20 protein-coding genes and 1 tRNA gene are annotated in these 23,489 nt (G+C 45.6%); 14 read left to right on the top strand and 7 right to left on the bottom strand.

The features are described from left to right. The first annotated feature begins 23 nt into the window (after positions 1-23). The 7 genes from QUB14_RS09470 to QUB14_RS09440 all read left to right on the top strand — a co-directional run bounded on the left by QUB14_RS09470 (position 24) and on the right by QUB14_RS09440 (position 6,868). A complete protein-coding gene (locus tag QUB14_RS09470; RefSeq protein WP_333219022.1) occupies positions 24-623 on the top strand; it encodes a hypothetical protein in 600 nt (199 codons plus the stop codon). Positions 624-639: 16 nt separating this feature from the next. After that, positions 640-1,875: an amino acid ABC transporter permease gene (locus QUB14_RS09465; RefSeq protein ID WP_333219024.1), complete on the top strand. Its 1,236-nt coding sequence runs from the start codon at positions 640-642 to the stop codon at positions 1,873-1,875. Positions 1,876-1,949: 74 nt separating this feature from the next. Next, a complete protein-coding gene (locus QUB14_RS09460) occupies positions 1,950-2,702 on the top strand; it encodes an amino acid ABC transporter ATP-binding protein (protein WP_333219026.1) in 753 nt (250 codons plus the stop codon). A 116-nt stretch (positions 2,703-2,818) separates the two neighbouring features. Beyond that, positions 2,819-4,846, top strand: coding sequence for an excinuclease ABC subunit UvrC (gene uvrC / locus QUB14_RS09455; RefSeq protein WP_333219028.1), 2,028 nt, complete (start codon positions 2,819-2,821; stop codon positions 4,844-4,846). Between the two features lie 162 nt (positions 4,847-5,008). Further along, positions 5,009-5,079: transfer RNA gene (locus QUB14_RS09450), tRNA-Gly, on the top strand. A gap of 371 nt (positions 5,080-5,450) precedes the next feature. Then, positions 5,451-6,128 carry an actin-binding WH2 domain-containing protein gene (locus tag QUB14_RS09445; RefSeq protein WP_333219030.1) on the top strand — a complete coding sequence of 226 codons (678 nt, stop codon included), beginning with the start codon at positions 5,451-5,453 and terminating at the stop codon, positions 6,126-6,128. A 29-nt stretch (positions 6,129-6,157) separates the two neighbouring features. Beyond that, positions 6,158-6,868 carry a hypothetical protein gene (locus QUB14_RS09440; protein WP_333219032.1) on the top strand — a complete coding sequence of 237 codons (711 nt, stop codon included), beginning with the start codon at positions 6,158-6,160 and terminating at the stop codon, positions 6,866-6,868. A 192-nt stretch (positions 6,869-7,060) separates the two neighbouring features. Here the strand turns inward: QUB14_RS09440 and mutS are convergent, their stop codons facing one another. Further along, positions 7,061-9,688, bottom strand: coding sequence for a DNA mismatch repair protein MutS (mutS, locus tag QUB14_RS09435; RefSeq protein WP_333219034.1), 2,628 nt, complete (start codon positions 9,686-9,688; stop codon positions 7,061-7,063). 641 nt (positions 9,689-10,329) lie between these two features. Here mutS and QUB14_RS09430 point away from each other — a divergent pair. The 4 genes from QUB14_RS09430 to QUB14_RS09415 all read left to right on the top strand — a co-directional run bounded on the left by QUB14_RS09430 (position 10,330) and on the right by QUB14_RS09415 (position 13,877). Beyond that, positions 10,330-11,496, top strand: a complete 1,167-nt coding sequence (locus QUB14_RS09430) for a zinc-dependent alcohol dehydrogenase (protein WP_333219036.1) — start codon at positions 10,330-10,332, stop codon at positions 11,494-11,496. A gap of 27 nt (positions 11,497-11,523) precedes the next feature. Then, complete coding sequence (locus QUB14_RS09425) at positions 11,524-11,733, top strand: acetyltransferase (RefSeq protein ID WP_333219038.1); 210 nt, start codon at positions 11,524-11,526, stop codon at positions 11,731-11,733. A 370-nt stretch (positions 11,734-12,103) separates the two neighbouring features. Continuing rightward, positions 12,104-12,958, top strand: a complete 855-nt coding sequence (locus tag QUB14_RS09420) for a manganese catalase family protein (RefSeq protein ID WP_333219040.1) — start codon at positions 12,104-12,106, stop codon at positions 12,956-12,958. A 232-nt stretch (positions 12,959-13,190) separates the two neighbouring features. Beyond that, the gene (locus tag QUB14_RS09415; RefSeq protein ID WP_333219042.1) at positions 13,191-13,877 is read left to right on the top strand and encodes an HAD family hydrolase; all 687 of its coding nucleotides are present in this window, start codon (positions 13,191-13,193) and stop codon (positions 13,875-13,877) included. Between the two features lie 34 nt (positions 13,878-13,911). Here QUB14_RS09415 and QUB14_RS09410 read toward each other — a convergent pair whose 3' ends face one another. Beyond that, on the bottom strand, positions 13,912-15,072 hold the full coding sequence (locus QUB14_RS09410; protein WP_333219044.1) for an AAA family ATPase: 1,161 nt from the start codon (positions 15,070-15,072) through the stop codon (positions 13,912-13,914). A gap of 15 nt (positions 15,073-15,087) precedes the next feature. After that, positions 15,088-15,879 carry an RNA ligase family protein gene (locus QUB14_RS09405; protein WP_333219046.1) on the bottom strand — a complete coding sequence of 264 codons (792 nt, stop codon included), beginning with the start codon at positions 15,877-15,879 and terminating at the stop codon, positions 15,088-15,090. Between the two features lie 135 nt (positions 15,880-16,014). On the opposite strand from QUB14_RS09405, the gene QUB14_RS09400 reads away from it, so the two are divergent. The 3 genes from QUB14_RS09400 (at position 16,015) to hpxZ (ending at position 18,024) form a co-directional block, all read left to right on the top strand. Beyond that, positions 16,015-16,884 carry a prohibitin family protein gene (locus QUB14_RS09400; RefSeq protein ID WP_333219048.1) on the top strand — a complete coding sequence of 290 codons (870 nt, stop codon included), beginning with the start codon at positions 16,015-16,017 and terminating at the stop codon, positions 16,882-16,884. A gap of 236 nt (positions 16,885-17,120) precedes the next feature. After that, positions 17,121-17,540 carry a peptidylprolyl isomerase gene (locus QUB14_RS09395; RefSeq protein ID WP_332982885.1) on the top strand — a complete coding sequence of 140 codons (420 nt, stop codon included), beginning with the start codon at positions 17,121-17,123 and terminating at the stop codon, positions 17,538-17,540. Between the two features lie 91 nt (positions 17,541-17,631). After that, positions 17,632-18,024 (top strand): oxalurate catabolism protein HpxZ, encoded by a 393-nt coding sequence (gene hpxZ / locus QUB14_RS09390; RefSeq protein WP_333219050.1) that lies wholly within the window; start codon positions 17,632-17,634, stop codon positions 18,022-18,024. An 18-nt stretch (positions 18,025-18,042) separates the two neighbouring features. Here the strand turns inward: hpxZ and QUB14_RS09385 are convergent, their stop codons facing one another. The 4 genes from QUB14_RS09385 to QUB14_RS09370 all read right to left on the bottom strand — a co-directional run bounded on the left by QUB14_RS09385 (position 18,043) and on the right by QUB14_RS09370 (position 23,237). Next, entirely contained in the window at positions 18,043-18,702 is a 660-nt protein-coding gene (locus QUB14_RS09385) for a hypothetical protein (RefSeq protein WP_333219052.1), read from the bottom strand. A gap of 157 nt (positions 18,703-18,859) precedes the next feature. Beyond that, a complete protein-coding gene (locus QUB14_RS09380) occupies positions 18,860-19,984 on the bottom strand; it encodes a THUMP domain-containing protein (RefSeq protein WP_333219054.1) in 1,125 nt (374 codons plus the stop codon). 305 nt (positions 19,985-20,289) lie between these two features. Further along, positions 20,290-21,636, bottom strand: a complete 1,347-nt coding sequence (locus QUB14_RS09375) for a TldD/PmbA family protein (RefSeq protein ID WP_333219056.1) — start codon at positions 21,634-21,636, stop codon at positions 20,290-20,292. A gap of 122 nt (positions 21,637-21,758) precedes the next feature. Then, positions 21,759-23,237 (bottom strand): TldD/PmbA family protein, encoded by a 1,479-nt coding sequence (locus tag QUB14_RS09370; RefSeq protein ID WP_333219058.1) that lies wholly within the window; start codon positions 23,235-23,237, stop codon positions 21,759-21,761. Between the last annotated feature and the right edge of the window lie 252 nt (positions 23,238-23,489).

Below are 23,489 nucleotides of genomic sequence, written 5' to 3'. Positions count from 1 at the left end.
GGAATAAAAGGAGAGCGCGTCAAATGGCATACAGTGACTTTAGCTTAGACCGAGTAACTAAAACTTTTGATTTAACGATTTCCGATAAAATTGATATGTTCGCTGCTGTATCAGAATTAGACTCTAGTACATTACTGGCAGAAATTCTCAAAGATAATGTACCTTTAGCATTGAGCAGCAACACTGAAAAAGCTCGCTCGGAAATGATTATCGCACCGATTTTGATCGAGCTTAGGAAACAGTTAAACTTGGAAATTAGTTTGTTTTCGGGAATAGACTTTACAGTAGATGTGGAAAAAGGATTAAATGGAAGTTGCGATTTTCTGATAAGCCATTCCCCAGAATTACTAATTGTTAGAGCGCCAATAATTATCATTGTAGAAGCCAAGAAGGAAAATATCAATGGCGGATTGGGACAGTGCGTAGCAGAAATGTTGGCTGCTAGAATATTTAATGAACGTGAAGGCAACGAAATTCCTGCGATTTATGGGACTGTTACTACAGGTACTATCTGGAAATTCATGAAGTTGCAAGAACAAATTATTGAGATTGATTTAGGTGAATATTACTTGAGAGATGTGAATAAAATTTTAGGAATTTTAGCTAACAGTATTAGAAATTAATAACAACTCACAATCTATGGAAACAATACCTGTACTTCCGCCCCCAGCCACCGAATCGCCTACCCCTTGGAATTGGGCGCGCAAAAACCTATTTAGTACCTGGTACAACAGCATTCTGACAGTAGTTTGCCTCATTATCGCCTTCCAAACTATTAAAGGCATTATTGTTTGGGCAACAACAAAAGCTCAATGGCACGTCTTAGAAGCCAACTTGCCGCTATTTTTTGTCGGCCGATTTCCCAGCGAATCCTACTGGCGATTGTGGATAGTAACGGCCATAATTGCCTTGTTGGGAGGATTAAGTTGGGGAAACATTCAGCGGCAAGAACGTCTTTGGAATCCGCCTTTACTAATTCTAATCGGTGCTGCGGTTGTGGGTGCGGTGATTTCGCCGATCGACCTAACCTCTCGCCTCTACCTCTTAGGAATTATTATCGCAGCCGCCGCCAGCTATGCCATCGGCAGGCAAATTCACCCCGACCCCCCCTCGCCCCCCCTTAGCAAGGGGGGGTTGGGGGGGGTTAGCTGGATGCCGGCAGTTTGGGCTCTTTCCTTCCCCATAATTTTGTGGCTAATTAAAGGCGGGTTGGGTTTGGTCGAAGTGTCAACAAATGATTGGGGCGGTTTAGTGCTGACACTGTTTTTAGCAGTTATTAGTATTGTGCTTTCCTTTCCTTTAGGAGTATTGCTAGCACTCGGCCGACAAAGTTCTTTGCCCGTTGTGAGACTGTTATCAACCTTATACATTGAAATTATTCGCGGTTTACCATTAATTGGCATTTTATTTTTAGGTCAAGTGATGCTGCAACTCTTCTTGCCACCCGAATATCCCAAATTGGATAGAGTAATTAGGGCGATTGCTGGACTGACTCTATTCAGTGCAGCTTACTTGGCGGAAAACGTGCGCGGTGGCTTGCAGGCTGTGCCCAGGGGACAGATAGAAGCAGCCAGGTCGATCGGACTCAATACACCCCTGCTTACAATTCTAATTGTACTGCCTCAAGCACTGCGAATAGTCATTCCTGCGATCGGCGGTCAATTCATAGGATTATGCATGGATACATCCCTGCTATCTCTATTCGGAATGTTAGAATTAATCGGAATATCCCGCGCAGTTTTAGCAAATCCATCCTATATTGGCAGATACGCCGAAGTTTACATATTCGTAGGCATCATTTATTGGATATTTTGCTACTCAATGTCCCTAGCCAGCCGCAAAATAGAGCGAACATTAGGAGTAGGCCAGCGCTAAAAAATCATCAAAAATCATCAAATTTCATCAAATTTCATCCCCCTTCATCTGCGGTTAAAAAATAAAAAAATATTATGGCAACTCAACTAACAACCCCAGAACAAGTAATCGTAGCAGAAAACGTCCACAAATGGTACGGACAATTTCACGTACTGCGCGGCGTCAGCATGACCGTAAACCGGGGTGAAGTCGTGGTCGTGATGGGGCCCTCTGGTTCGGGAAAATCGACGTTTATTCGCACATTCAACGCATTAGAAGAATACCAACAAGGTAAAATTACGATCGACGGAATCGAACTTTCCCACGACTTACGCAACATCGAGACAATTCGCCGCGAAGTAGGAATGGTGTTTCAGCAATTCAACCTGTTTCCCCACTTATCAGTTTTGCAAAATGTCATGCTAGCGCCGGTGTGGGTGCGCCGGTGGCCGAAGAAAAAAGCCGAAGAAGTGGCGATGCAACTGTTAGAAAGAGTTGGAATTTTGGAACAAGCACAAAAATATCCCGGACAGTTGTCTGGGGGACAGCAGCAGCGCGTCGCTATTGCACGTTCTCTAGCAATGCAGCCTAAAATCATGCTGTTTGATGAACCGACATCAGCATTAGACCCGGAGATGGTGCGGGAAGTGTTAGATGTAATGCGAAATTTGGCTCAAACAGGAATTACAATGGTAGTGGTAACTCACGAAGTTGGGTTTGCGCGCGAAGTTGCCGATCGCATTGTATTGATGGATGGCGGTGTTTTAGTTGAAGAAGCTGAGCCGGAAGAGTTTTTTCAGAACCCGAAGGAAGAACGCACGCGCAAGTTTTTATCTCAGATATTGTAACTGATTTTAAAGTGTAGTCGGTGGGTTTGGCGACGGTAGCAGCAGTAAAAATCGACCTAATTAAGGTACAATAAAAGAGTGTACAATCAGTCTCTATTTTGCTGAGATAGCTTGCAATGCCATCCACAAAAACTCTGCCGTTAGTAAAAGACTCGGAACGCCTAGAAAGTCGCCTCAAAGAAATCCCGGCGGTTCCGGGTGTATATTTAATGCGAGACGAGAGCGATCGCATCCTTTACATCGGCAAATCAAAAAAACTCCGAAACCGGGTCCGTTCCTACTTCCGCGAAAGCCAAAATCTCAGTCCCCGCATCGCGATGATGGTGCAGCAAGTGCGCGAAATTGAATTCATCGCCACCGACACAGAAGCGGAAGCTTTAGCGTTAGAAGCAAACCTCGTAAAACAGCACCAACCTTACTTTAATGTCCTCCTCAAAGATGATAAAAAATATCCTTATTTGTGTATAACTTGGTCGGAGGAATACCCGCGCATTTTTATCACCCGCAAACGCCGCGCAGGTAGTGCAAAAGACCGCTATTACGGCCCTTACGTCGATACAGGGGCGCTGCGGAGTACGCTACATTTAATTAAGCGAATTTTCCCGCTGCGGCAGCGCCCTCAACCGCTGTTTAAAGACCGTCCCTGTTTGAACTACGACATCGGGCGCTGCGTTGGAGTTTGTCAAGGGTTAACTTCGCCGGAAGAATATCGAAAAATCATCCAAAAAGTAGCGATGATTTTCCAGGGAAGAACTGAGGAATTGCTCGCTTTGTTAGCGCCACAAATGGAACAAGCGGCGGAAGATTTAAACTTTGAAACGGCGGCGCGCATTCGCGACCAAATTAAGGGTTTGCAGTCTTTGAGTGCGGGTCAAAAAGTGTCTTTGCCTGACGATACGGTTTCCAGAGATGCGATCGCACTTGCGGCCGACACCCAGCACGCTTGCGTTCAATTGTTCCAAATTCGTGCCGGTCAATTGGTCGGAAGATTGGGATTTATGGCGGAAATATCCCCCCAACCCAGGGCGGGCACGGGGGCACCGCCCCTACAATCGGGGGGGGAAGAGTTATCTCAGCTTTCTCTTTCCTCCTCCCCTTGGCAAGGGGGGGTAGAGGCCGGAGCGATTTTGCAGCGGGTGTTGGAAGAACACTATCAAAATGTCGAATCTGTAGAAATTCCCAGCGAAATTTCAGTGCAGTACGAATTGCCAGAAGCGGAAATATTAGCAGATTGGTTGAGCAACCGTAAGGGACGAAAAGTTACGATTTTGACGCCGCAGCGGCAAACTAAGGCTGAGTTGATTGAGATGGTGGAACGCAATGCTGAGTATGAATTGGCGAGAATGCAAAGATTGAGCGATCGCAATTCTCAAGCAATGGAAGATTTAGCAGAAATTCTCGATTTGCCTGAAGTTCCTCGCCGCATTGAAGGTTACGATATTTCTCACATTCAAGGTTCTGACGCCGTAGCTTCCCGCGTCGTATTTATTGACGGTTTGCCCGCCAATCAACACTACCGCCACTACAAAATTAAAAATCCTGAAATTAAATCTGGTCATTCTGATGATTTTGCTAGTTTAGCAGAAGTTATCGGTCGCCGATTCCGAGGATTGAAGGAAGAAGAAACAGGCAAGATGGAAGATGGATTTAGCGATTTAGAAGAATCGGCAGAAATCAGCAATTTATCCTCGGTTTCTCATACTATTTCCGACAAACCCGACTTAATTATGATAGATGGCGGCAAAGGTCAACTGTCAGCAGTTGTGGCTGTTTTGCGGGAGATGAATTTGCTAGAAGAGTTGCGCGTTGTTAGTTTGGCAAAGCAGCGAGAGGAGATATTTTTGCCGGGGGAATCTTTGCCACTGCCAACCAATTCTGAGCAACCGGGCGTACAATTATTGCGCCGGGTGCGGGATGAGGCGCACAGATTTGCTGTGAGTTTTCACCGCGATCGAAGAAGCGAGAGAATGAAGCGATCGCGTCTTGATGAAATTCCCGGATTGGGACACCACCGACAAAAACAATTGTTGGCACATTTTCGGTCGATCGACTACCTCCGTTTAGCGACTACCGAACAGTTGGCAGAAGTTTCTGGGATTGGCCCGCGTCTGGCGCAGCAAATTTACGATTATTTCCACCCGTAAAGTCTTACGCAGCATGGGAGACGGGGATTTTTGGGGCGAGGGGGCGATCGACCCGCAAGTCCCGATTCAGCCCCGATTCAGCCACTGTGAGGGAGGTCTTCAAAATTTTTGCACAGGCCTATTGCAATTCCCAGAGGCTTGTGGTATGTTTAGTTTCTGTGCGCGGGCATAGTTTAGTGGTAAAACTTTAGCCTTCCAAGCTAACTATGCGGGTTCGATTCCCGCTGCCCGCTTGAGCCTATAAGAACCTCAAACCAACGAGAAATCAACGGTTTGAGGTTTTTTATTGCCCAGAATAAGGCTGATTCGGCGGTCAAAGTGACTATCAAATGACTATCACATGACTACGAAATGACTATCAAATGACCTTTTTGGATACAATTTGGAGACAATGTGACTAGAATTTGACTAGAAATATCCAGCCGATAGTTAATAGCGGTAAGGTGCGCGGCCCAAGAGCACCCTACATAATTAGGTTCTGTGTAAGCCCTGTATCTGCAAGAATAAGTGGTTAACATAGAGTGCCCTGATTTGACAAGATTGCCGATCGAACTCAGCTTGAGTTATGACTGATTCGGAGTCGCATCAGTCACAAGGAGGGCCCGTGAAATATTTTTCAGTAGTAATGTATTTGCTGCGGGAACGGCAACAGTTTCTCGAAGAAATTCGCCAAGGTGTCAAGCTCAAATCTAAAATTTTCGGTTTGTTGATTTCTAGTACCCTATTTTTTGGCATTTACGGAGCGATATTAGGTGCATCTAGTACGTGGATGCAATGTCTGGTTTCAGCAATTAAGTTGCCAGCACTTTACTTGCTGACGCTGATTATCTGCTTTCCCACACTTTACTTTTTTAATGTCATGTTTGGTTCAAAACGAACTTTTGAGCAGTATTTGACATTGTTGATGACAGCGATGGCGATGATTAGCGTTTTGCTGTTTGGATTTGCACCTGTTAGTTTGTTTTTCCTCATAAGCAGTACCAATTACAATTTTTATCTGGTGCTGAATGTTGCTATCATGGCAATCACAGGATTTTTGGGAGTAAGTTTCATTTATCAAGGAATGCACTTTCTTTCAGAACAAGATGCGGAAGGCAAAGACATCAGGCTAAATATTTTGCGCTTCTGGTTGGGACTTTATGCGTTTGTTGGCAGTCAATTGGGATGGACGCTAAGACCGTTTTTTGGCGCACCGGGACAAGCTTTTCAACTGTTCCGAAACCGAGACAGCAATTTTTATATGAGTCTGTGGCAATCAATTATGTCTCTGGGAGGATCGTAATTAATCCCAATTTAAGGAGATTTTAAAGAGTGATACAAGCGGATTTGGAACAGTTAAAAATTCCTGAGAAGGAGTTGGAGGATTTGAGCGGAATAGCTTTGAGCGACGGTTTTGCAGCGGATTTTTACCGACCTGCTGCATTACGGGACGGCAAAAAGCTGTTTTCTCTTTTGTTGAATGAGTTGCTGATATTTTGTGTGACATTAGTTGTTTCGCTGCCTGTTGCTTTACTGGCTAATAAACCTAATGTTGGTTCATTTAGCGATGCTGAGATATTTGTCCGGGTTTTACAAATAACTTTGGGTTTGTCGCTGGCGATTACTCTTGCTTGGAATGTCTATAAATGGGTTAAGGCCAAGCCTCTGGCAACGCTGGCGGGTCTGCTGGATGAAGTTGAGAAGTATCATGAGGTAATTCAGGCTTTAGATATTATCGATCGCCTAACGGCTGCTGGCAATTTACAAGCCAATTTAATTAACCGAGGAGATGCAATTGAAGCATTAAAAATTACTAGAGAAAGTTTAGTTTGTGCTTTGAAAACAGAAAGGATTCTTAGGGAAAATCAGCAATTTATCGGCCGCCGTTACGAGCTATTTGCTAATATTGAAAGTAATTTGGCTGCTTTGATGGCGCTGGATGTGAGCGATCGGGCGACTGAATACGGGCGGTTGCTAAATGAGGCTTTAGAAATTGGGATGAGCGTGCACAAAGAGGTAAGAAAGTTGCAAAATGGGCGTTAGAGTTGCTGGAGAGTTCCTGGTTTGTAGTAAAAGTAGTAACTGAGATCTTGCACCATGCTCAAGAACAGGCAGGATGCCTGTTCCACAAAAATTAAATTTTCTTGTGGGGTGGGCATCCTGCCCGCCCCTGAAAGGCTTATTGAAAATGGTGGAATATAGAAGTTACTACAAATTTTTTTCCCACCGGAAATTTCAATCATCAAAAATATCCAACTGTTCGCCCTCACACTCTTTTTTACCATCTTTTTTAACACCTTTCCGCAGCCCGATCGCAATTTTGCTATGTTTCTCAATCTGCTTCATCACCTGTCTCGCCCTGTCAATCACCGACGGCGGCAAACCGGCCAATCTCCCCGCTTCAATTCCGTAAGATTTGTCAGCACCTCCCGGCTGAACTTGGTGCAAGAATACGATTTTATCCGGCAATTCTTTCACTGTCACCTGATAATTTGCGACATTATCTAAAATAGAAGCTAACTCATTTAACTCGTGATAGTGAGTCGCAAAAATTGTCCGCGCCCGAATCTCAGTTGCTAAATATTCTGCCACAGACCAAGCAATCGAAAGTCCGTCAAACGTCGCCGTTCCCCTGCCAATTTCATCTAACAAAACCAATGATTGCGGCGTCGCGTGATTGAGAATATTTGCAGTTTCGTTCATTTCCACCATAAACGTAGATTGACCCGTTGCCAAATCGTCTACTGCACCGACGCGGGTAAAAATGCGATCGCAAATTCCCAAACTCGCAGCTTTCGCCGGCACAAAACTACCCATCTGCGCCATTAACTGGATCAAACCCACCTGCCGCAAGTAGCAGCTTTTCCCGCTAGCATTCGGCCCGGTTAAAATAATTAAATCTGGGCGGTTTAACGATTCTTCCCGACCCAAAAAAGCAGAATTAGGTACAAAAAATCCCGGCGGCAAAGACTTTTCCACCACAGGATGACAACCTTCAATAATTTTAATTTCCCGACTTTCTGTCATAGTCGGGCGGCAGTAATTCTGGTAAACTGCTACTTCTGCCAAACCGCACAAAACATCGGCCGCCGCCACGGCGCGGGAAACGTTGCGAATAATTTCGGCGTGTTCTCCTACCTCCGATCGCACTTGAGCAAAAATATCGTATTCCAATTGATTTAAATCTTCCCGCGCTGTCAGAATTCGCACTTCCCTTTCTTTTAATTCTTCAGTGCTATAACGTTCTTCATTGGTGAGAGTTTGCTTGCGGGTGTAGTCCTTCGGCACTTGGTCTACTTTCGATTTGGTAATGCTGATGTAATAGCCGAAAGCTTTATTGTAGCCTACTTTTAAATTAGAAATTCCGGTGCGTTTTCTCTCAGTTGCTTCTAAATTTGCAATCCATTCTTGGTCGGCTGATGCAGTGTGTCGCATTTCATCTAGCATGGGATTGATTCCCGCTCGAATCAAACCTCCTTCTTTTAAATGAATCGGCGGTTCATCAACTAAATGAGCGTGAATTTTAGTGGCTAATTCTTCTAAAATTGGCGGTACATTTTGCAGCGCTTTCAAATAGGGCGAGATCCCTTGGGCTGCGATCGAGGCTAATGCCGGCAGTTTTCCCAGAGAATCAGCTAAAGCTACCAAATCCCGCGCGCTAGCTGTTCCAGAACCAGCGCGGCCGGTCAGTCTTTCTATGTCGTAAATTTGGCGCAGCAACTGCTGCAAATCTTGGCGCAGGGCGTTATTTTCTACTAATTCTTGAATCGTGTCGTGTCGGGCGCCAATGCCTTTAATGCTGAGCAAAGGTTGCAGCACCCAGCGGCGCAAAGCGCGGCCTCCCATTGCGGTGCTGGTTTTGTCAATAGCCCACAGCAGCGAACCGTGAAAAACCCCATCTCTCACTGTTTGAGTAATTTCAAGATTGCGGCGGGTTTGGTAGTCGAGTATGAGAAAATCGGTGAGAGTGTAAGTGTGCAATCTTTGCAAAGAAACTGCTTTTTCCTTTTGAGTTTCTTCGAGATATTGCAGCAAACCGCCGGCGGCGCGGACTGCGAGGGAAAGGTGCGCGCATCCCATGCCTTCGAGCGATCGCACTTTGAACTTTTGCAGGATTCTCTGTTTTGCTTCGGACAAACTAAACGGAATTTGCGATCGCAAAGAATAGCAAAACGAATTCGGCAAACACTCTGGTAAATGCTCGGATTTCTCTCCGGGTCTCAACATAGTCACCAAATCCGGCGCATTAGTCGGTACCAAGACTTCCGAAGGCTGCAAGCGCAGCAATTCTAGGGTTAATTGTTCTAAACTGTCTGCTTGGGTAGTGACGAATTCTCCCGTAGAAATATCTGTATAAGCTAATCCCCAATGTTCCCCAGCAATGACGACTGCTGCTAAAAAATTATTTTGTCTGGGTTTGAGCATTCCGTCATCAGTCAAAGTTCCGGGAGTGAGAATGCGGGTAATTTCTCGCTTGACTTGGCGGCCTTCTTTAGCAGCAATCGAGGCATCTTCCACTTGGTCGCAAACTACCACAGCATAGCCTTTTTCTACTAACATTGACGTGTAGCGATCGAGGGCGTGGTGTGGCACTCCTGTCATCGGCACTCTGCCGATTTCTTTGCCGCTTTCTTTACTCGTACAAACAAGTTCTAATTCCCGCGAAATCGTAACTGCATCTTGGAAAAAACACTCAAAGAAATCTCCGACTCGAAACAATAAAAGTGCGTGGGGATACTGTTCTTTCACTTCCACATACCGCTGCATCATCGGCGTTAGCTTGGTGAATTCTAGTAGGCGGTGGTCGGCATTGCGGATGTTGGCTTGATTGGGGTCTGTTGGGGTAGATGCAGTGTAAGGCATAAAAGGCGATCGATAAATTTTAATCTTTAACAACTTTACCGCAAGCTCGGCTTTTATTTATAACTAATGATACAATATTTGACTATTAATCATCCTTAAGCAGGGTGCGTGATTCTCCTGATTCCGGTGGAGTGTGGAGCGATACAAAAGTCATGCACTTTACTTAATAATCAATAAACCCGCTTTTACTTGAGAAGTTTTTGGTCGCTTTTTATCTAAAGTGAGCCAAGACATCGGCTTTAGTGAGATTAAGTGAGAAAATTTATTTTTTGTGAGATGAAAGCGATCGCCGATCGACAAAAACAATCTCATCCATCTCGCTGTTAGCTGTTATGGCAGAAGGAAGAAGCAAGGATTTCAGCAATTAAGAGCGTCCTAACCGTCGGGCGTGGTTGCTATAACTGTTGGTGGTTAACAGAACAATGGGAAATCTCCTGCACTTTAGTTGGAGGATAAACTTTACATTTTTGTTATTGAAAACAGCCGGAAGATAGATTTATAAATTATACCTCGGATAGAGAGAGAATATATTTTATATGCTTAAAATTAAAACATCCAAGCAGATAATTTATCGGCGTAGTAAATTTAAGATTTAGAATCAAAAATCTGCTAGCTAGTAGTTAACTAGAGGAAAAAAAATAATGAAAGCTCTTTGCTGGCACGGAGCAAATGATGTGCGAGTTGATAATGTACCAGACCCAACAATTATCAACCCGCGCGATGCAATAGTTAAAATCACGTCTACAGCAATCTGCGGCTCAGATTTGCACCTTTATAACGGCTACATCCCGACAATGCAATCGGGCGACATCATGGGCCACGAATTTATGGGGGAAGTAGTCGAACTCGGCAGCGAAGTCAAGAACTTAAAAAAGGGCGATCGCATCGTCATTCCTTTTACTATTTCTTGCGGCAGTTGCTTTTTTTGCAACCGCGATTTGTGGTCGCTGTGCGACAACTCCAACCCCAATGCAGGATTGGCTGAAAAACTCTACGGTCATTCGCCGGCAGGACTGTTTGGCTTCTCGCATTTAACGGGCGGGTATGCAGGAGGTCAAGCAGAATACGCGCGGGTTCCGTTTGCAGATGTCGGCCCTTTAAAAATTCCCGACGGACTTTCGGACGAACAAGTATTGTTTCTCACCGATATATTTCCTACCGGTTACATGGCGGCCGAAAACTGCAACATTCAGCCGGGGGATACTGTAGCTGTTTGGGGATGCGGGCCGGTCGGACAATTTGCGATCAGAAGCGCGTTTATGCTGGGGGCCGAGCGAGTAATTGCGATCGACCGCGTACCCGAACGCTTGCAAATGGCGGCCGCGGCCAAAGCTGAAATCATTAACTACGAAGAAATGGACGCTGGGGAAGCCGTCACCGAAATGACGGGGGGACGCGGACCCGACTCTTGCATCGACGCTGTAGGAATGGAAGCCCACGGCACCGGTCTCGACGCTTTGTACGACAAAGCCAAGCAAGCCGTGCGCTTGGAGACCGATCGACCTACGGCCCTGCGACAAGTGATCGTAGCTTGCCGCAAAGGTGGCACAGTCTCAATTCCCGGCGTTTACGGCGGCTTCGTAGACAAAGTGCCCTTAGGTGCAGCTTTCAACAAAGGCTTGACCCTGAAAATGGGACAGACGCACGTTCACCGCTATTTGCGGCCTTTGCTCGATCGCGTTCAAAAAGGCGAAATTGACCCGTCATTCGTAATTACGCACCGAATGAAATTGGATGAAGCGCCCCACGCCTACGAGATTTTCCTCAACAAAAAAGACAACTGTATCAAAGTTGTCCTCAAACCCTAACTCGCATTTACCCTTCAAGGAAAAACCATGCTTTTACAAGAAAAAGAATCAGGCGACTTGATAGAAATCCTCGATGTAGAGGCTTTACTCAGCCCTACAAAAAATGAAGTGCCGGGAAAAAATCAAGCTGGTCAAGAAGAGCAAGAGACAGCAACTTTTCCCAAGAGTAATTTAGTGTTTCCTTCCGGTGAAGCTCTACCGCGCTGTTGGACTGAGGAAAATTATCAAACTCATTGATTCAACTGATTCTCCCAATCCCGCTTAACAAGGGGGGGACTCGAAGCTAGGGGGATGGACACCACACATAGGTGTCCGCTCAACCCAAAAAACCGCTCTCCGATAGGGGCTAAACCCCCTGCAGGAGGGCGGTTTTGACGTGTTTTTTGACACCCGGAGGACACAGCGCTGTGTTTGTTTAAATAGAATGTACGATCGACCAAATTTAATATGGTCTTTAGTTCGCGGGCGCGAGAAACCGCATTAAACCAAAGTGATAGAAATAACCGGATTTGATTGAATTTCTTTATGACTAAAAGCTGATTCCCTGCCTCACTGGCAGCGTTACAAATAAGGAAAGTCGATCAAAAACCTCTGGTAGGAATTCTCCATGTTTTACCATAAGAAGCCACTACAGTATTACAAAAGACCAGAAAAGCCAGATGCCGTTTACGCCAAGAAAATACAAGAACTAATTGGCGGTACATTTGGCGAAATGACCGTGATGATGCAGTACCTATTTCAAGGTTGGAACTGCCGAGGCCCAGCTAAATATCGCGATATGTTGCTTGATGTCGGTACAGAAGAAATCGGGCATATCGAGATGCTAGCAACTATGATTGCTCACTTGTTAGATAAAGCTCCTGTATCTATGCAAGAAGAAGGTTTCAAGGATGCTGTGGTGGGTGCTGTGATGGGGGGAAACAGCCCGCGAGATGCGATCGCCGACAGCATGAATCCGCAGCACGCAATTGTATCGGGTTTGGGCGCACTTCCTAGCGACAGCGTAGGGTATCCTTGGAACGGCCGTTATATCGTTGCTAGCGGCAATCTTTTAGCAGATTTTCGCTCAAACTTGCACGCCGAATCGCAAGGAAGATTGCAGGCTGTGCGGATGTATGAAATGTCAAACGATCCCGGCGTGAAAGACACCCTCAGTTTTATGATCGCCCGCGACACGATGCACCAAAATTTGTGGCTGGCGGCGATCGAAGATTTAGAAAGTTCGGGAATGGAAACAACGCCCGTTCCGAGTTCCTTCCCGCAGGAGTTGGAAAAGTCCGAATTTGCTTATCAGTTTTGGAATCATTCTGAAGGTACCGAAAGTAGCGAGGGACGCTGGGCGAAAGGCAAATCAATGGACGGCAAAGGCGAGTTTGAATATGTAGCCAATCCCCAACCGTTAGGGCCAGAACCAGTACCGCCGCCGCCCGAACCAAAATTGCACGGCACCGGCATGAAATAGCCCATCAAAAAGTTAATAGTAAGCTTGCCAGTCCACCATTGACTAATTAAATAATTAAGGACTAAAGTGCTTACTCCCAACCTAACAAAAACTAAAGTTCTTACTACTAACCTTTGGTTAGTGGTAAGAACTTTACTCGCTAATTAGCTAATTAATTAGTTAGTTAGGGAATTCAGTCCTTACTAGACACCAGGTTTTGACAATAAGTCTAATAACTAACCACTAATAAGTTATGCAATTGCAAGCAGTAATTCTCGATATTGACGGTACTCTGACGCTCAGCAATGACGCCCACGCTCAAGCTTGGGTAGAGGCATTTGCTGCTTACGGCTACGACGTGGCGTTCGAGAAAGTTCGCCCGCTAATTGGCATGGGAGGCGACAAAGTTATACCCAAAATGGTATCAGAACTTTCCGACGAAGAAGGCGACGGGAAAAAGATTGCACAGCGGCGTAAAGAACTGATTATTAACCGCTTTTCTCCTGAGCTTTCTCCAACCCCCGGTTCGCGGGATTTGCTGTTAAAAATGCAGAAAGAAGGATTGCGGCTAATTATTGCTACTTCAGCTACCACCGAAGAACTTTCCGGTTTGCTGAAAGCTGCACAAGTTGACGATTTATTGGATCAAGCGCAAGCGGCGACATCGAGTGATGCGGAAGCTTCTAAACCGGAACCGGATATTGTGGAAGCTGCTTTGAGCAAATTGCAGATGGAAGCAAGTCAGACTGTGATGTTAGCTGATACTCCTTACGATATCGAAGCTGCGGGCAAGTGCGGGGTGCCAGTAATTGCTTTTAGGTGCGGAGGTTTCGATGATGCTTCGCTGGCAAATGCTGCGGAAATTTACGATCACCCTGCGGATTTGTTGGCGCATTATGACGATTCTCTTTTAGGGAAAAAGGAGTTGGTAGCGCGTTGAAGAAATAAGAGCGATCGCGGTTGGATTGGCACTATTAAGGGCGATCGCTCACAATCCACTCGACTTGATGGGCTTCTGTGATGTCTGGAATATCCAGTCGGGCAGCTAACTTGCGAATGACTGCTTCCGGTACGGTTACTGTGCGCGATCGATTCCGCTGCAATACTTCCTCCAAAGGAACTTCCAGGTAAACAATGCGAATTCGCGCTTGATAATCGGCAAAAAAATTAATTAATTGCTGGCGCATTTGTTTAGTAGTGTTGGTAGCATTCCAGATAAAAGAAAGCCCCACTCTCATATATTCCCGCGCTCTATTTTTGGCTTCCATTATTACATTGCCGGGAGTTTCGTCGGGAGGGACGTTCATCTCTTTCCGCAGTGCATCCAGCGAGATTACCGGCAAATCTGGAAGATTTTCCAGAATCCAATAATCTTTACCGCTTGCCGGCAAGCCAGACATCAAGATTACTTCGCATCGAGTATCGTCAAATGCTTCGTAATCGGGATTTCCGTTCTCTTTGCGGAAGTAGATAAATCGGCTGTGTGCTGATGGAAACAGTCGGGGAGAATCCAAACAATTATTTTCTTCACAAAACTCCCGAAATAGTTCTATTTTATCGAGCAATTCTTGTCTGTCGCTACACTGTCGGCCGCGCACGTCTGCTTCGGCTAAAAGTGCGAGGAAATCGCAGCGGACAACTTGACTGACTTTAATTACAGACTGCTGGGGGTTGGGTTTGTCGATCAGCCAGATGGGTAAACTGCCGAATTTGACGATCGCCACCACTGTTTCGCGAATCTCAAACTGCACTGGCGGCTCGAATTGAGATAAAATTTGTCTGACCATTCTCGCACCTTGGCGGGCGTGACCTTTTGAGCTAATTCTGCCGTCGGCTTCTATTTTTGTAAAGGCTGGTTTGGCGACATCGTGCAGCAAAGCGGCCGCAAAAAGTATCGATCGTTCTTTTTCGGGTAATTGCCGCCAATTCGGGGAAGATATTAATGCTTCGCAGACCATTCTGGTATGAATTAAAACGTCTCCTTCGGCGTGATAAATCGGGTCTTGCTGACATCCTCTTAAGTTTTGAATCCAATCGAAATGATTTTGAATGCTGTCCCAATCCAGAAACCAATCGGGCGGTTCGGGACAAAAGGGAAAAGTCCAAGTTGCCGATGGCGATAACAGTGCATTCATAAATTCACCTGCTGGTTAACTAAAATTAAATAAATCGGTGCCTGGACGCAGAAGATTGGGTATGATTGGGCGATTTAGCCAATGTCCTTCTGCATTTTTAATAGCTGTCAAAAAACTGGCACGCACGTATTTGTAACGCGCTTTTACTATGCCATCTTCTTCGACTTTAATATACAAACCTTCCCTAATCTCGCTCTTGTCAGTCTCTTTTAAACACCGCTCTTCATCTAATCCCAATTCGCCGCAGTACAAACGCAATCGTTCCAAATGTCCGGGTTGAATAAAATGAGATTTTTCCATAAACTGCATCATTTGCTTGGGCGATTTCAGCACTCCAGAAAACAGCACGGGAACGGACACCAACGGCAGTCCGCTTAACAACTGGCGGCGAGATTCTGTACTCAGAAATTGACTGGTTTCTAAGTCGAGCACGTCGTATTCCATAAAATAGTGCGGCAAAAAATCATAAAAAACAGTGTGTTTGGCATAAAGCCATTCGCCGTAAAGAATGTAGCGATTTCCCAGCACTTCTCCCAGGGTTCCGCTGAGACTGAAAGCCCACTGTTTGAATAAGTTAAAATGTTTTTCCCTCGGTCCACCGGTGAGATAGTGGCCGCGACTTTGCAGCAGCATTTGTCCATCTGGTGCGAAGCTGATGCCTGTATTAGCGCCGTCTACCTTTTCTTCAATCACTGTCGGGCGATCGCTCAGGGCGCTAAATGGCACGCTGTCGAGGTCTTCATCGCCTGGTTGGAAACGCGAACCTTCGATGTGATAAGTTCTAGGATATTTAACAATTTTGAGCATCAGCCCATCCATTATATATTTGAGATTTCCGAGGCAACCCCATCCATTTTAGATTGTAATTTTAGATTTTAGACTTGAGAGGCGACCGAATCTATTTAACCATTATAATGGAATGAGAACAAAGGAGCGTGTAAGTTGAAAACTCAAAGCTTTCAGAGCATATCATCAGCAATCGCTGGGATTCTATTAGTAGGCGCGCTACTCATCGGTTTAAACTCTTTTGTCGTCATCAATCCAGGCGAAGCAGGGGTGGTCAGCGTTTTAGGAAAAGCCACAGATGGAGCATTGTTAGAGGGGTTTCACCTCAGACCCCCGCTAATATCCAAGGTAGATGTGTACGATGTAACAGTGCAAAAATTTGAAGTTCCCGCCCAGAGTGCTACTAAAGACCTTCAGGATTTAAATGCTAGTTTTGCGATCAACTTTCGCCTCGATCCTGAGAAAATAGTGGAGATCAGAAGGACTCAAGGAACTTTGGAGAATATAGTCTCAAAAATTATTGCTCCTCAGACGCAAGAAGCATTTAAGACAGCCGCTGCACTGAGAACCGCCGAACAATCTATTACTCAAAGAAGTGAACTGAAGCGAGACTTTGATACTGCGCTGAAGGAGAGGCTATCAAAGTATGATGTAATAGTGCTCGATACGAGCGTTGTTAACATTCGATTCTCCACAGATTTTGCGAAAGCGGTTGAGGAGAAACAGGTTGCGGAACAGCGGGCGCAAAGGGCTGTTTATGTGGCTCAGGAAGCAGAACAACAGGCTCAAGCTGATATTAACCGCGCTCAAGGTAGGGCGGAAGCTCAAAGACTTTTGGCTGAAACTTTGAAGGCTCAAGGCGGCGATTTAGTGCTGCAAAAAGAGGCGATCGAAGCTTGGAGAAGCGGGGGGGCTCAGATGCCAAAAGTGCTGGTTATGGGCGCAGGTTCGAGTCGGGTTCCTTTCATTTTTAATATGAGCGATATTCAGGAAGAACCCGATCACCCGCAAGTGACCAACAATTAAAATATGACTGAGGGTAACAAACCCGGTGTCTGGGAAAATATTGGCTTTGCTAACCAGAAATCTCGCAATAAACCGGGTTTCCTCAGAAAGCACACATAAGTCCTATGAGAGTTGCGCGAATATGCTACACTTCTGAAAGCCACAATATAACGACAGTTTTAAACCTGTCCTTATAAAAGCGAAGTCCGCAATTAAAACGCAGGCAACACACTCATTTTAGAAAGCAAGGAAAAATCATGACCCGCGCTATTATGGAAACCGACAAAGGCACAATCAATTTGGAATTGTTCGATGCGGATGCGCCTAACACAGTGAAGAATTTTGTTGATTTGGCGGAAAAAGGTTTTTACGATGGATTGGCCTTTCACCGAGTCATTCCTAACTTTATGATTCAAGGTGGCTGTCCAAAAGGCAATGGAACAGGCGGCCCCGGCTACAAAATCAAGTGCGAAATTAACTCCAACAAACATTTGGCAGGAACTTTATCGATGGCTCACGCAGGTAAAGATACGGGTGGTAGCCAATTCTTTATTTGCCATTCTCCCCAGTCTCATCTAGATGGAGTGCACACAACTTTTGGCAAAACTGAGGATATGTCTGTCGTCAATGCTATCCGCCAAGGTGACAAGATTATTTCGCTCAAAATTGAGCATTAATTTCCAGTAATTAGTTTTGTTGGCAATAAGGAATAAAGTCCTTATTGCCAACAAAAGTTGTGAAAGTTAAGAGTTTTAAAATCTACAATTCATGACTGTTATCAATGATTCTGCTGTGGTGGCTGAGTTAACTGAACTATATTTAAAATACGAAAAAGCTCTTTGTACGAATGATATTGAAACTCTCGATAATTTGTTCTGGGATGCGCCGGAAGTCGTGCGGTTTGGGGTGACGGAGAACCTGTACGGGAGCGATGAGGTGAGGGCTTTTCGCAAAGGACGATCGCCTGTAAATGTCGATCGAGAAATGTTCAACCTCAAAGTCGTGACTTTCGATGCAGACACGGCGGCTGTGACGCTGGAATTTCGTCGTGTGATGGATGGAGTGGTGCGGCTGGGGCGGCAGAGTCAGATGTGGCGCAAGTTTCCCCAAGGGTGGAAGATTGTTTCCGCTCACGTTTCTTTTTTGCCGCTGGAGGGATGAGCGGTGACACACCTCCGATCAAGGTGAAAAAATTTCCCCAGTCGGTATTTGAATTTGATTATTGTTGAGCCATTTAATTCGGCAGATATTCTTTTTTTCCTTTACTATTAGTGCCTTTGTTTTGTCACCTGTATTCTTCATAGGCAAAGGGGGCACATTAGGTTCGTTTTCATGTTCGTTTACTCTAAAATAAAGCTCTTGCCCGTCATAAGAGTAAATTTTTTTTTCAATAAAAGGGACTAACTTGTATCTTAACCTGAGACCGCATGACCCTGTGGTATCATCGCGATCGTTTAACATTAAATCTCCGTTGTAGTAGCAATAAATAGATTTTAATTGATTGGGTGATGGTACAACTTGTACGATGTCTCCTCTTCCTCCAACAATCACGGAAACAATCAAAGTTCCCGGTAATTTAATATAAATATAATAACTTAATGTCAAGCACGAAATAATCAAAGAAATATTGACAGTTTTCGGCGCTAAATTCGGAACATCTTCTAAAATCTTGGTTCTGTTGAAAGCTATATAAAATACATAAATTACCCCAAAAACCATACCAAATAATCCCAGCCATAAGTCAATATCCACACCAGCTAAAGAATAAGGACAGAGTACGACTATTAAATTTAATATATTAAAAATTATCGCACCCCACACTATAAATTTTGATTTCATATTCTTAGAAGCTGTGAATAAAAATGATTCTCAAGCAGTATCAAAACGCTCAACTTAACTGTAGCCGGAGCAATTCTACCATAGCTGCAGGTCTTTCTTGGTTATCCAATTTTGCAGTAGCTTGGTCATTAGCGCTGTTTTTCCCATATCCCATCCCCTAATACAGTTCATACTTGAGCAAAGTACACGGAATCGAGCCATTAAAAACCGGAATTCGTCGCGATGTCCTGAGTCCCACCTTTTTACCCAACTCCTTATTTCCAGTCAAAATAAAGGCATTCCAACCTTTAAAACGATTCTTGAAAATATCCCCCAACATCTTGTACAAATCTCCCAATTCGCTAGCATCTCCCAGGCGCTCTCCGTAAGGAGGATTGCAAATCAGAACACCTCTGTCTGCTGGTGCTTCCAACTGAGATAACTCGGTTTGAGCAAACTGAATCTTACCAGAAATACCAGCTTGCTGCGCGTTCGTGCGAGCTTGGCTTAACATATCGGAATCGCGATCGCACCCTGCAATCACCTCTTTAAGCTCCGGTAACTCACTATTTTCCGCTTCTGCCCACAATTTATCCCACAAAGGTTCGTCAAAATCCCGCCAAGTCATAAATCCAAAATTTTCTCGAAACAATCCCGGTGCAATATTCAAGGCCTTTAAGGTCGCTTCCAAAGGCAAAGTTCCCGAACCGCACATCGGGTCTAAAAACGGCAAATCTGGCGTCCATTCTGCCATCTCCAACAAAGCGGCAGCTAGGGTTTCTTTGAGGGGAGCAAGCCCCATCGCCGGTCGATATCCCCGGCGGTGTAAACTGCCGCCCGAACTGTCTAAACTTAAAATAGCTCTATCTTGATGAATGTGAATGTTAATTAGCAAATCGGGATGCTCTACATCAACATTAGAACGCTTGTTAAATTGAAGGCGCTGTTGGTCGGCGATCGCATTTTTGACCTGCAAAGCTGTAAAGTGAGTGTGGTTCAAGTTTTCGTTGCCACCGGTGCAGTTTACTGCTAAAGTATTGTCGGGATCTAAGTATTCGTCCCAAGGGATTTTTTGCACTTCGCGGTAGAGCATATCCGAGTTGTAACACCGGAATTCGGCGATCGGCATTAGGACTCGAAAAATTGTTCTCGACCACAGATTGACGCGGTACAATAAAGCGCGATCGCCCGCAAAGTAAACCCCAGTAAAATCTGGCTTAACATCCTGCGCCCCTAAACGTTCTAATTCTTGGGCGGCAATAGTTTCTAATCCGCGCGCAACTGTAGCAAAGTATTGATTCATTGATAATTGGTAATTGGGAATTGGGAATTGGTTTTTCTCGATCGCCCTAAATTATATCAAATCCGGTACCATCGGAATTGTAAAATCGAGTCAACAGTCAACAATCACGGGCGGTGCAACCGAAATTGAGTTCATTCATCTGCGTTAATCTGTGTTTATCTGCCTGTATCTGCGGTTTAAAAAAAGATAAATTCTCGAACCGCAGATGACAATAGATTAACGCGGATTTACGCTGATAAAGAGAATAGAGATCTGAATAATTCCGACTCATCCGGGTGGGTTTCCGCGCACCTCACCCTTGCAAGTCACAAACTGTCAGTAATACTCGTGAAATTAAAAGCTTTCACGCGCACTCCGGGCACGACACTACCGCCGTAACGCTTCACCGCACTAACTGCATCCACATCGCGCAACATATCAGGTAAAACTTGATTGAAACGCAGGTTTTTAATCGGGTAAGCAATTTTGCCATCCTCAATCCAAAAAGTACCGTCGCGAGTCATTCCCGTTACTTCCAAGGTTTTCGGATTAACGTAGCGCACGTACCAAGCTCGACTGACGAAAATTCCTCGCTCGGTTTGAGCAACTAAATCTGCTAAACTTTGGTCTGAGCCGGTCATTACGATCGGGTAATAAGCACCTTTTGCCTCTTTGCCTTTTTGTGCGGCCCAGTAGCGGGAATAAGACAAACTTTGAGGCACGCCATCTTTGATGATTTCCAAATAGTTATTGCTCAATCCGTCGCCGAAAAAAGTATTCGATCGCAACAAAGGATGAGCCGGATCGCGCTGCACTTGCACTAACGGGCTAAAAAGTTGTTCCCCGGCGCGGTTTCCCGCTGGTTTTCCCTCTGCATCGGCGATCGACATAAACGATCGCCCCTCATCCGCCGCCCTCGCATCCAGCCCCCAAATCACCCACGGTAGCAAGCCCGCAAAAGCAGCGCCGTCAAAGATTACCGGATAAACGCCGGGAGTGATGGGACGCGGGTTGCGGGATGCGATCGCCCGATCGAGCACTTGTTCTGCTAATTGGGCGATCGGCAATTCGTTGATACTCCAAGCAGTGCTCTGAGCCCAACTAGAACCGTCTTCAACGCGAGCAGTAAAGCTGAAATCCGCCTTTGTAGACTGGTTGCAGGCGCGGAGTCCGGTTGACGAGGCGATCGCGTACAGCGACGCCTCAGTGCTCAAAGTGCCCGAACCATGAGCGCCCCCCTGGGAGGATCTGGCGCACGCTTGCTGCACCATTTCGGCCCGTGCTAGAGGCGATACAGTTGCCGTTGCTGCGTCGAATGCGGGCGATCGCAAATCGTAGGTTTGAGGCGGCAGCAGCGGCATCCATTCGGGGTCTGCAGGCGCAATTCGGGCCAATTCTTCCGATCGCTTGACTGCGGAGGCGATCGCATCTTCATCAAATTCTGTAACAGCAGCAGAGGCGCTTTTGTTGCCAAAATAGCTAGTAATGCTCAGGCTAAATACAGTTTTGCTGATATTTTGACTGATTTGATTTTCCGAGAAGCGGGAAAGAGATTCTTCGCCAGTAGAGAGACTGACAAATACTTCCTCTGCTTTGGATAGTTTGACTGCTTTTTCTACTACAGATAAGGCTTGGTCTTCACTTAAAAGTGCGGGCGATGTTGTTACAATCATGATTTGTAATTAGGCATTGCGAATTGGGCGCGAATTGGGCATTGCAAATTGGGCATTGCAAATTGGACATTGTTAGCAATTAACTAATAACTAAGAACCGATCCCCCATGTCCCATGTCCTATTACCCAATTTGAATATTCCTCACTCGCACCGGTACACAAGCGTGAGTCATCTGAGCAACCTGCATCGGCTCGCCCTTGCCGCATATATTCGTACCGCACTGAACCAGCTCCGAAGCTGGCCCGATGGCATCTATTTGATTCCAGAAATCAGTAGTCATCGCCTGATAAGTTACATCCTTCAACATACCGACAACTTTACCTTTTTCCACCTTCCAAAAAGCATCGCCGCCGAATTGAAAATTGCGCCGCTGCTGGTCGATCGAATAACTACCCATACCGTCGATTAAAATCCCGTCTTCCGTATCAGCAATCATCTCTGCCAAAGTAGCAGTATGGCTGCCGCCATCCGGGCCCGGCTCCAATCCCAAATTGGGAATTCTCACCATCGGCACGCTCGACCAACTGTCAGCGTAAGCAGAACCGTTGCTGCTACCGCGTCCGAGGCGATAAGCCGTCTCTCTGTCAGTGAGATAATCAACTAAAATTCCATCCTTGACAACGTACCAATCTTGTGATTTAACGCCCTCATCATCGTAACCCATTGTACCGCGGCCGCCCGGTTGAGTGCGATCGCACTTAAAATTCACCCAAGGTGCAGCGTATTGCAGTTTATTTAACTTATCAGTAGTAGCAAAGCTCGTGCCAGCAAAATTAGATTCGTAGCCGTAAACCCGGTCTAATTCAGTTGGATGTCCTACTGATTCGTGGATTGTCAAAAACAAATTTGTCTGCTTAAGAATCAGGGATTTGCAAATACCAGCAGGGATTTTAGGAGCGCGGACTTTCTCAATAGCTTCGGCAGCAACTCTTTCAACTTGACTCAACAAATCATCGGGATTAATATGTTCGTAACCGATATTAAGTGGCGGGCGTTCGTAACTGCGACTTTGGGCATCGCCGCCCGCAATTGCCGTACAGTCAAAGCCCGGATAGCTGCGGTAGATTGTTTGTTCGATTAGCGAGCCTTCTGTAGAAGCAAAAACCTTGTCTTCGCGGCTGGACTGCAAAAAAGAATCAGCTTTTTTGATGCCTTGTGCGCCGTGTGCTAGCAGCTTCTCGTTGATAGTTAGCAGCAGTTCCGCTTTATCAGCAACTGGTACCGAAAAAGGGTCAATGGCGATGGGAGTAATGTAGGTATCGACATATTTTTCGACCGGCACTAACCGCACCGGTTCCTTTTGAGTCAAGCGGCTGCCTTTAGCGATTTCTACAGCCAAAGCGACTATTCTTGCAACCTCTGCGGGTGTTTTGCTGTGACTGGCGGCAAACCCCCAAGCGCCGTCTAGAAGCACTCGCACGCCAAAACCGGAACTTACATTATCTGACAGTTGACTTAAAGATCGATCGCGCGCGTAAAGATTCTGCCTTCGGTAAGTGCAAAAACGCACATCACCGTACTCGCAACCTGTTTTACGAATCAAATCTACAGCCAAATTTGCTAACTCATTAGCAGAGATTTTTGCCGTTAATTGCACCATAGTTATTCGTCATTCGTCATTACTTGTTAATTATTATAGCGCTTTTTAATTATTTGAACGAACCGCGAAGACGCAAAGAGCGCGAAGGAAGAACTGCATCTTCTTCTTTCTCCTCCTTCGCGTCCTTCGCGCCTTCGCGGTTCATTTAGTCTAATATCTTGCACCATTATCCATAGATACAGCACTTCCGGATGTTATGAGGTACAGTAGCAGCAATTAGTAAACCAGTTTTTGAGATGTTTCGGATTAATT

This window comes from Microcoleus sp. B3-D2 (assembly GCF_036705345.1).
Taxonomy (GTDB): Bacteria; Cyanobacteriota; Cyanobacteriia; order Cyanobacteriales; family Microcoleaceae; genus Microcoleus.
Note: the sequence above shows the minus strand (reverse complement) of the source record. Positions and strands in the feature narration are given on the sequence as shown.

Excerpts from the sequence above, each read along its gene's own strand:
- QUB14_RS09470 (WP_333219022.1), top strand. The coding sequence starts at position 24 with ATGGCATACAGTGACTTTAGCTTAGACCGAGTAACTAAAACTTTTGAT.
- QUB14_RS09465 (WP_333219024.1), top strand. The coding sequence starts at position 640 with ATGGAAACAATACCTGTACTTCCGCCCCCAGCCACCGAATCGCCTACC.
- QUB14_RS09460 (WP_333219026.1), top strand. The coding sequence starts at position 1,950 with ATGGCAACTCAACTAACAACCCCAGAACAAGTAATCGTAGCAGAAAAC.
- uvrC (WP_333219028.1), top strand. The coding sequence starts at position 2,819 with ATGCCATCCACAAAAACTCTGCCGTTAGTAAAAGACTCGGAACGCCTA.
- mutS (WP_333219034.1), bottom strand. The coding sequence starts at position 9,688 with ATGCCTTACACTGCATCTACCCCAACAGACCCCAATCAAGCCAACATC.
- QUB14_RS09430 (WP_333219036.1), top strand. The coding sequence starts at position 10,330 with ATGAAAGCTCTTTGCTGGCACGGAGCAAATGATGTGCGAGTTGATAAT.
- QUB14_RS09425 (WP_333219038.1), top strand. The coding sequence starts at position 11,524 with ATGCTTTTACAAGAAAAAGAATCAGGCGACTTGATAGAAATCCTCGAT.
- QUB14_RS09420 (WP_333219040.1), top strand. The coding sequence starts at position 12,104 with ATGTTTTACCATAAGAAGCCACTACAGTATTACAAAAGACCAGAAAAG.
- QUB14_RS09415 (WP_333219042.1), top strand. The coding sequence starts at position 13,191 with ATGCAATTGCAAGCAGTAATTCTCGATATTGACGGTACTCTGACGCTC.
- QUB14_RS09410 (WP_333219044.1), bottom strand. The coding sequence starts at position 15,072 with ATGAATGCACTGTTATCGCCATCGGCAACTTGGACTTTTCCCTTTTGT.
- QUB14_RS09405 (WP_333219046.1), bottom strand. The coding sequence starts at position 15,879 with ATGCTCAAAATTGTTAAATATCCTAGAACTTATCACATCGAAGGTTCG.
- QUB14_RS09395 (WP_332982885.1), top strand. The coding sequence starts at position 17,121 with ATGACCCGCGCTATTATGGAAACCGACAAAGGCACAATCAATTTGGAA.
- hpxZ (WP_333219050.1), top strand. The coding sequence starts at position 17,632 with ATGACTGTTATCAATGATTCTGCTGTGGTGGCTGAGTTAACTGAACTA.
- QUB14_RS09385 (WP_333219052.1), bottom strand. The coding sequence starts at position 18,702 with ATGAAATCAAAATTTATAGTGTGGGGTGCGATAATTTTTAATATATTA.
- QUB14_RS09380 (WP_333219054.1), bottom strand. The coding sequence starts at position 19,984 with ATGAATCAATACTTTGCTACAGTTGCGCGCGGATTAGAAACTATTGCC.
- QUB14_RS09375 (WP_333219056.1), bottom strand. The coding sequence starts at position 21,636 with ATGATTGTAACAACATCGCCCGCACTTTTAAGTGAAGACCAAGCCTTA.
- QUB14_RS09370 (WP_333219058.1), bottom strand. The coding sequence starts at position 23,237 with ATGGTGCAATTAACGGCAAAAATCTCTGCTAATGAGTTAGCAAATTTG.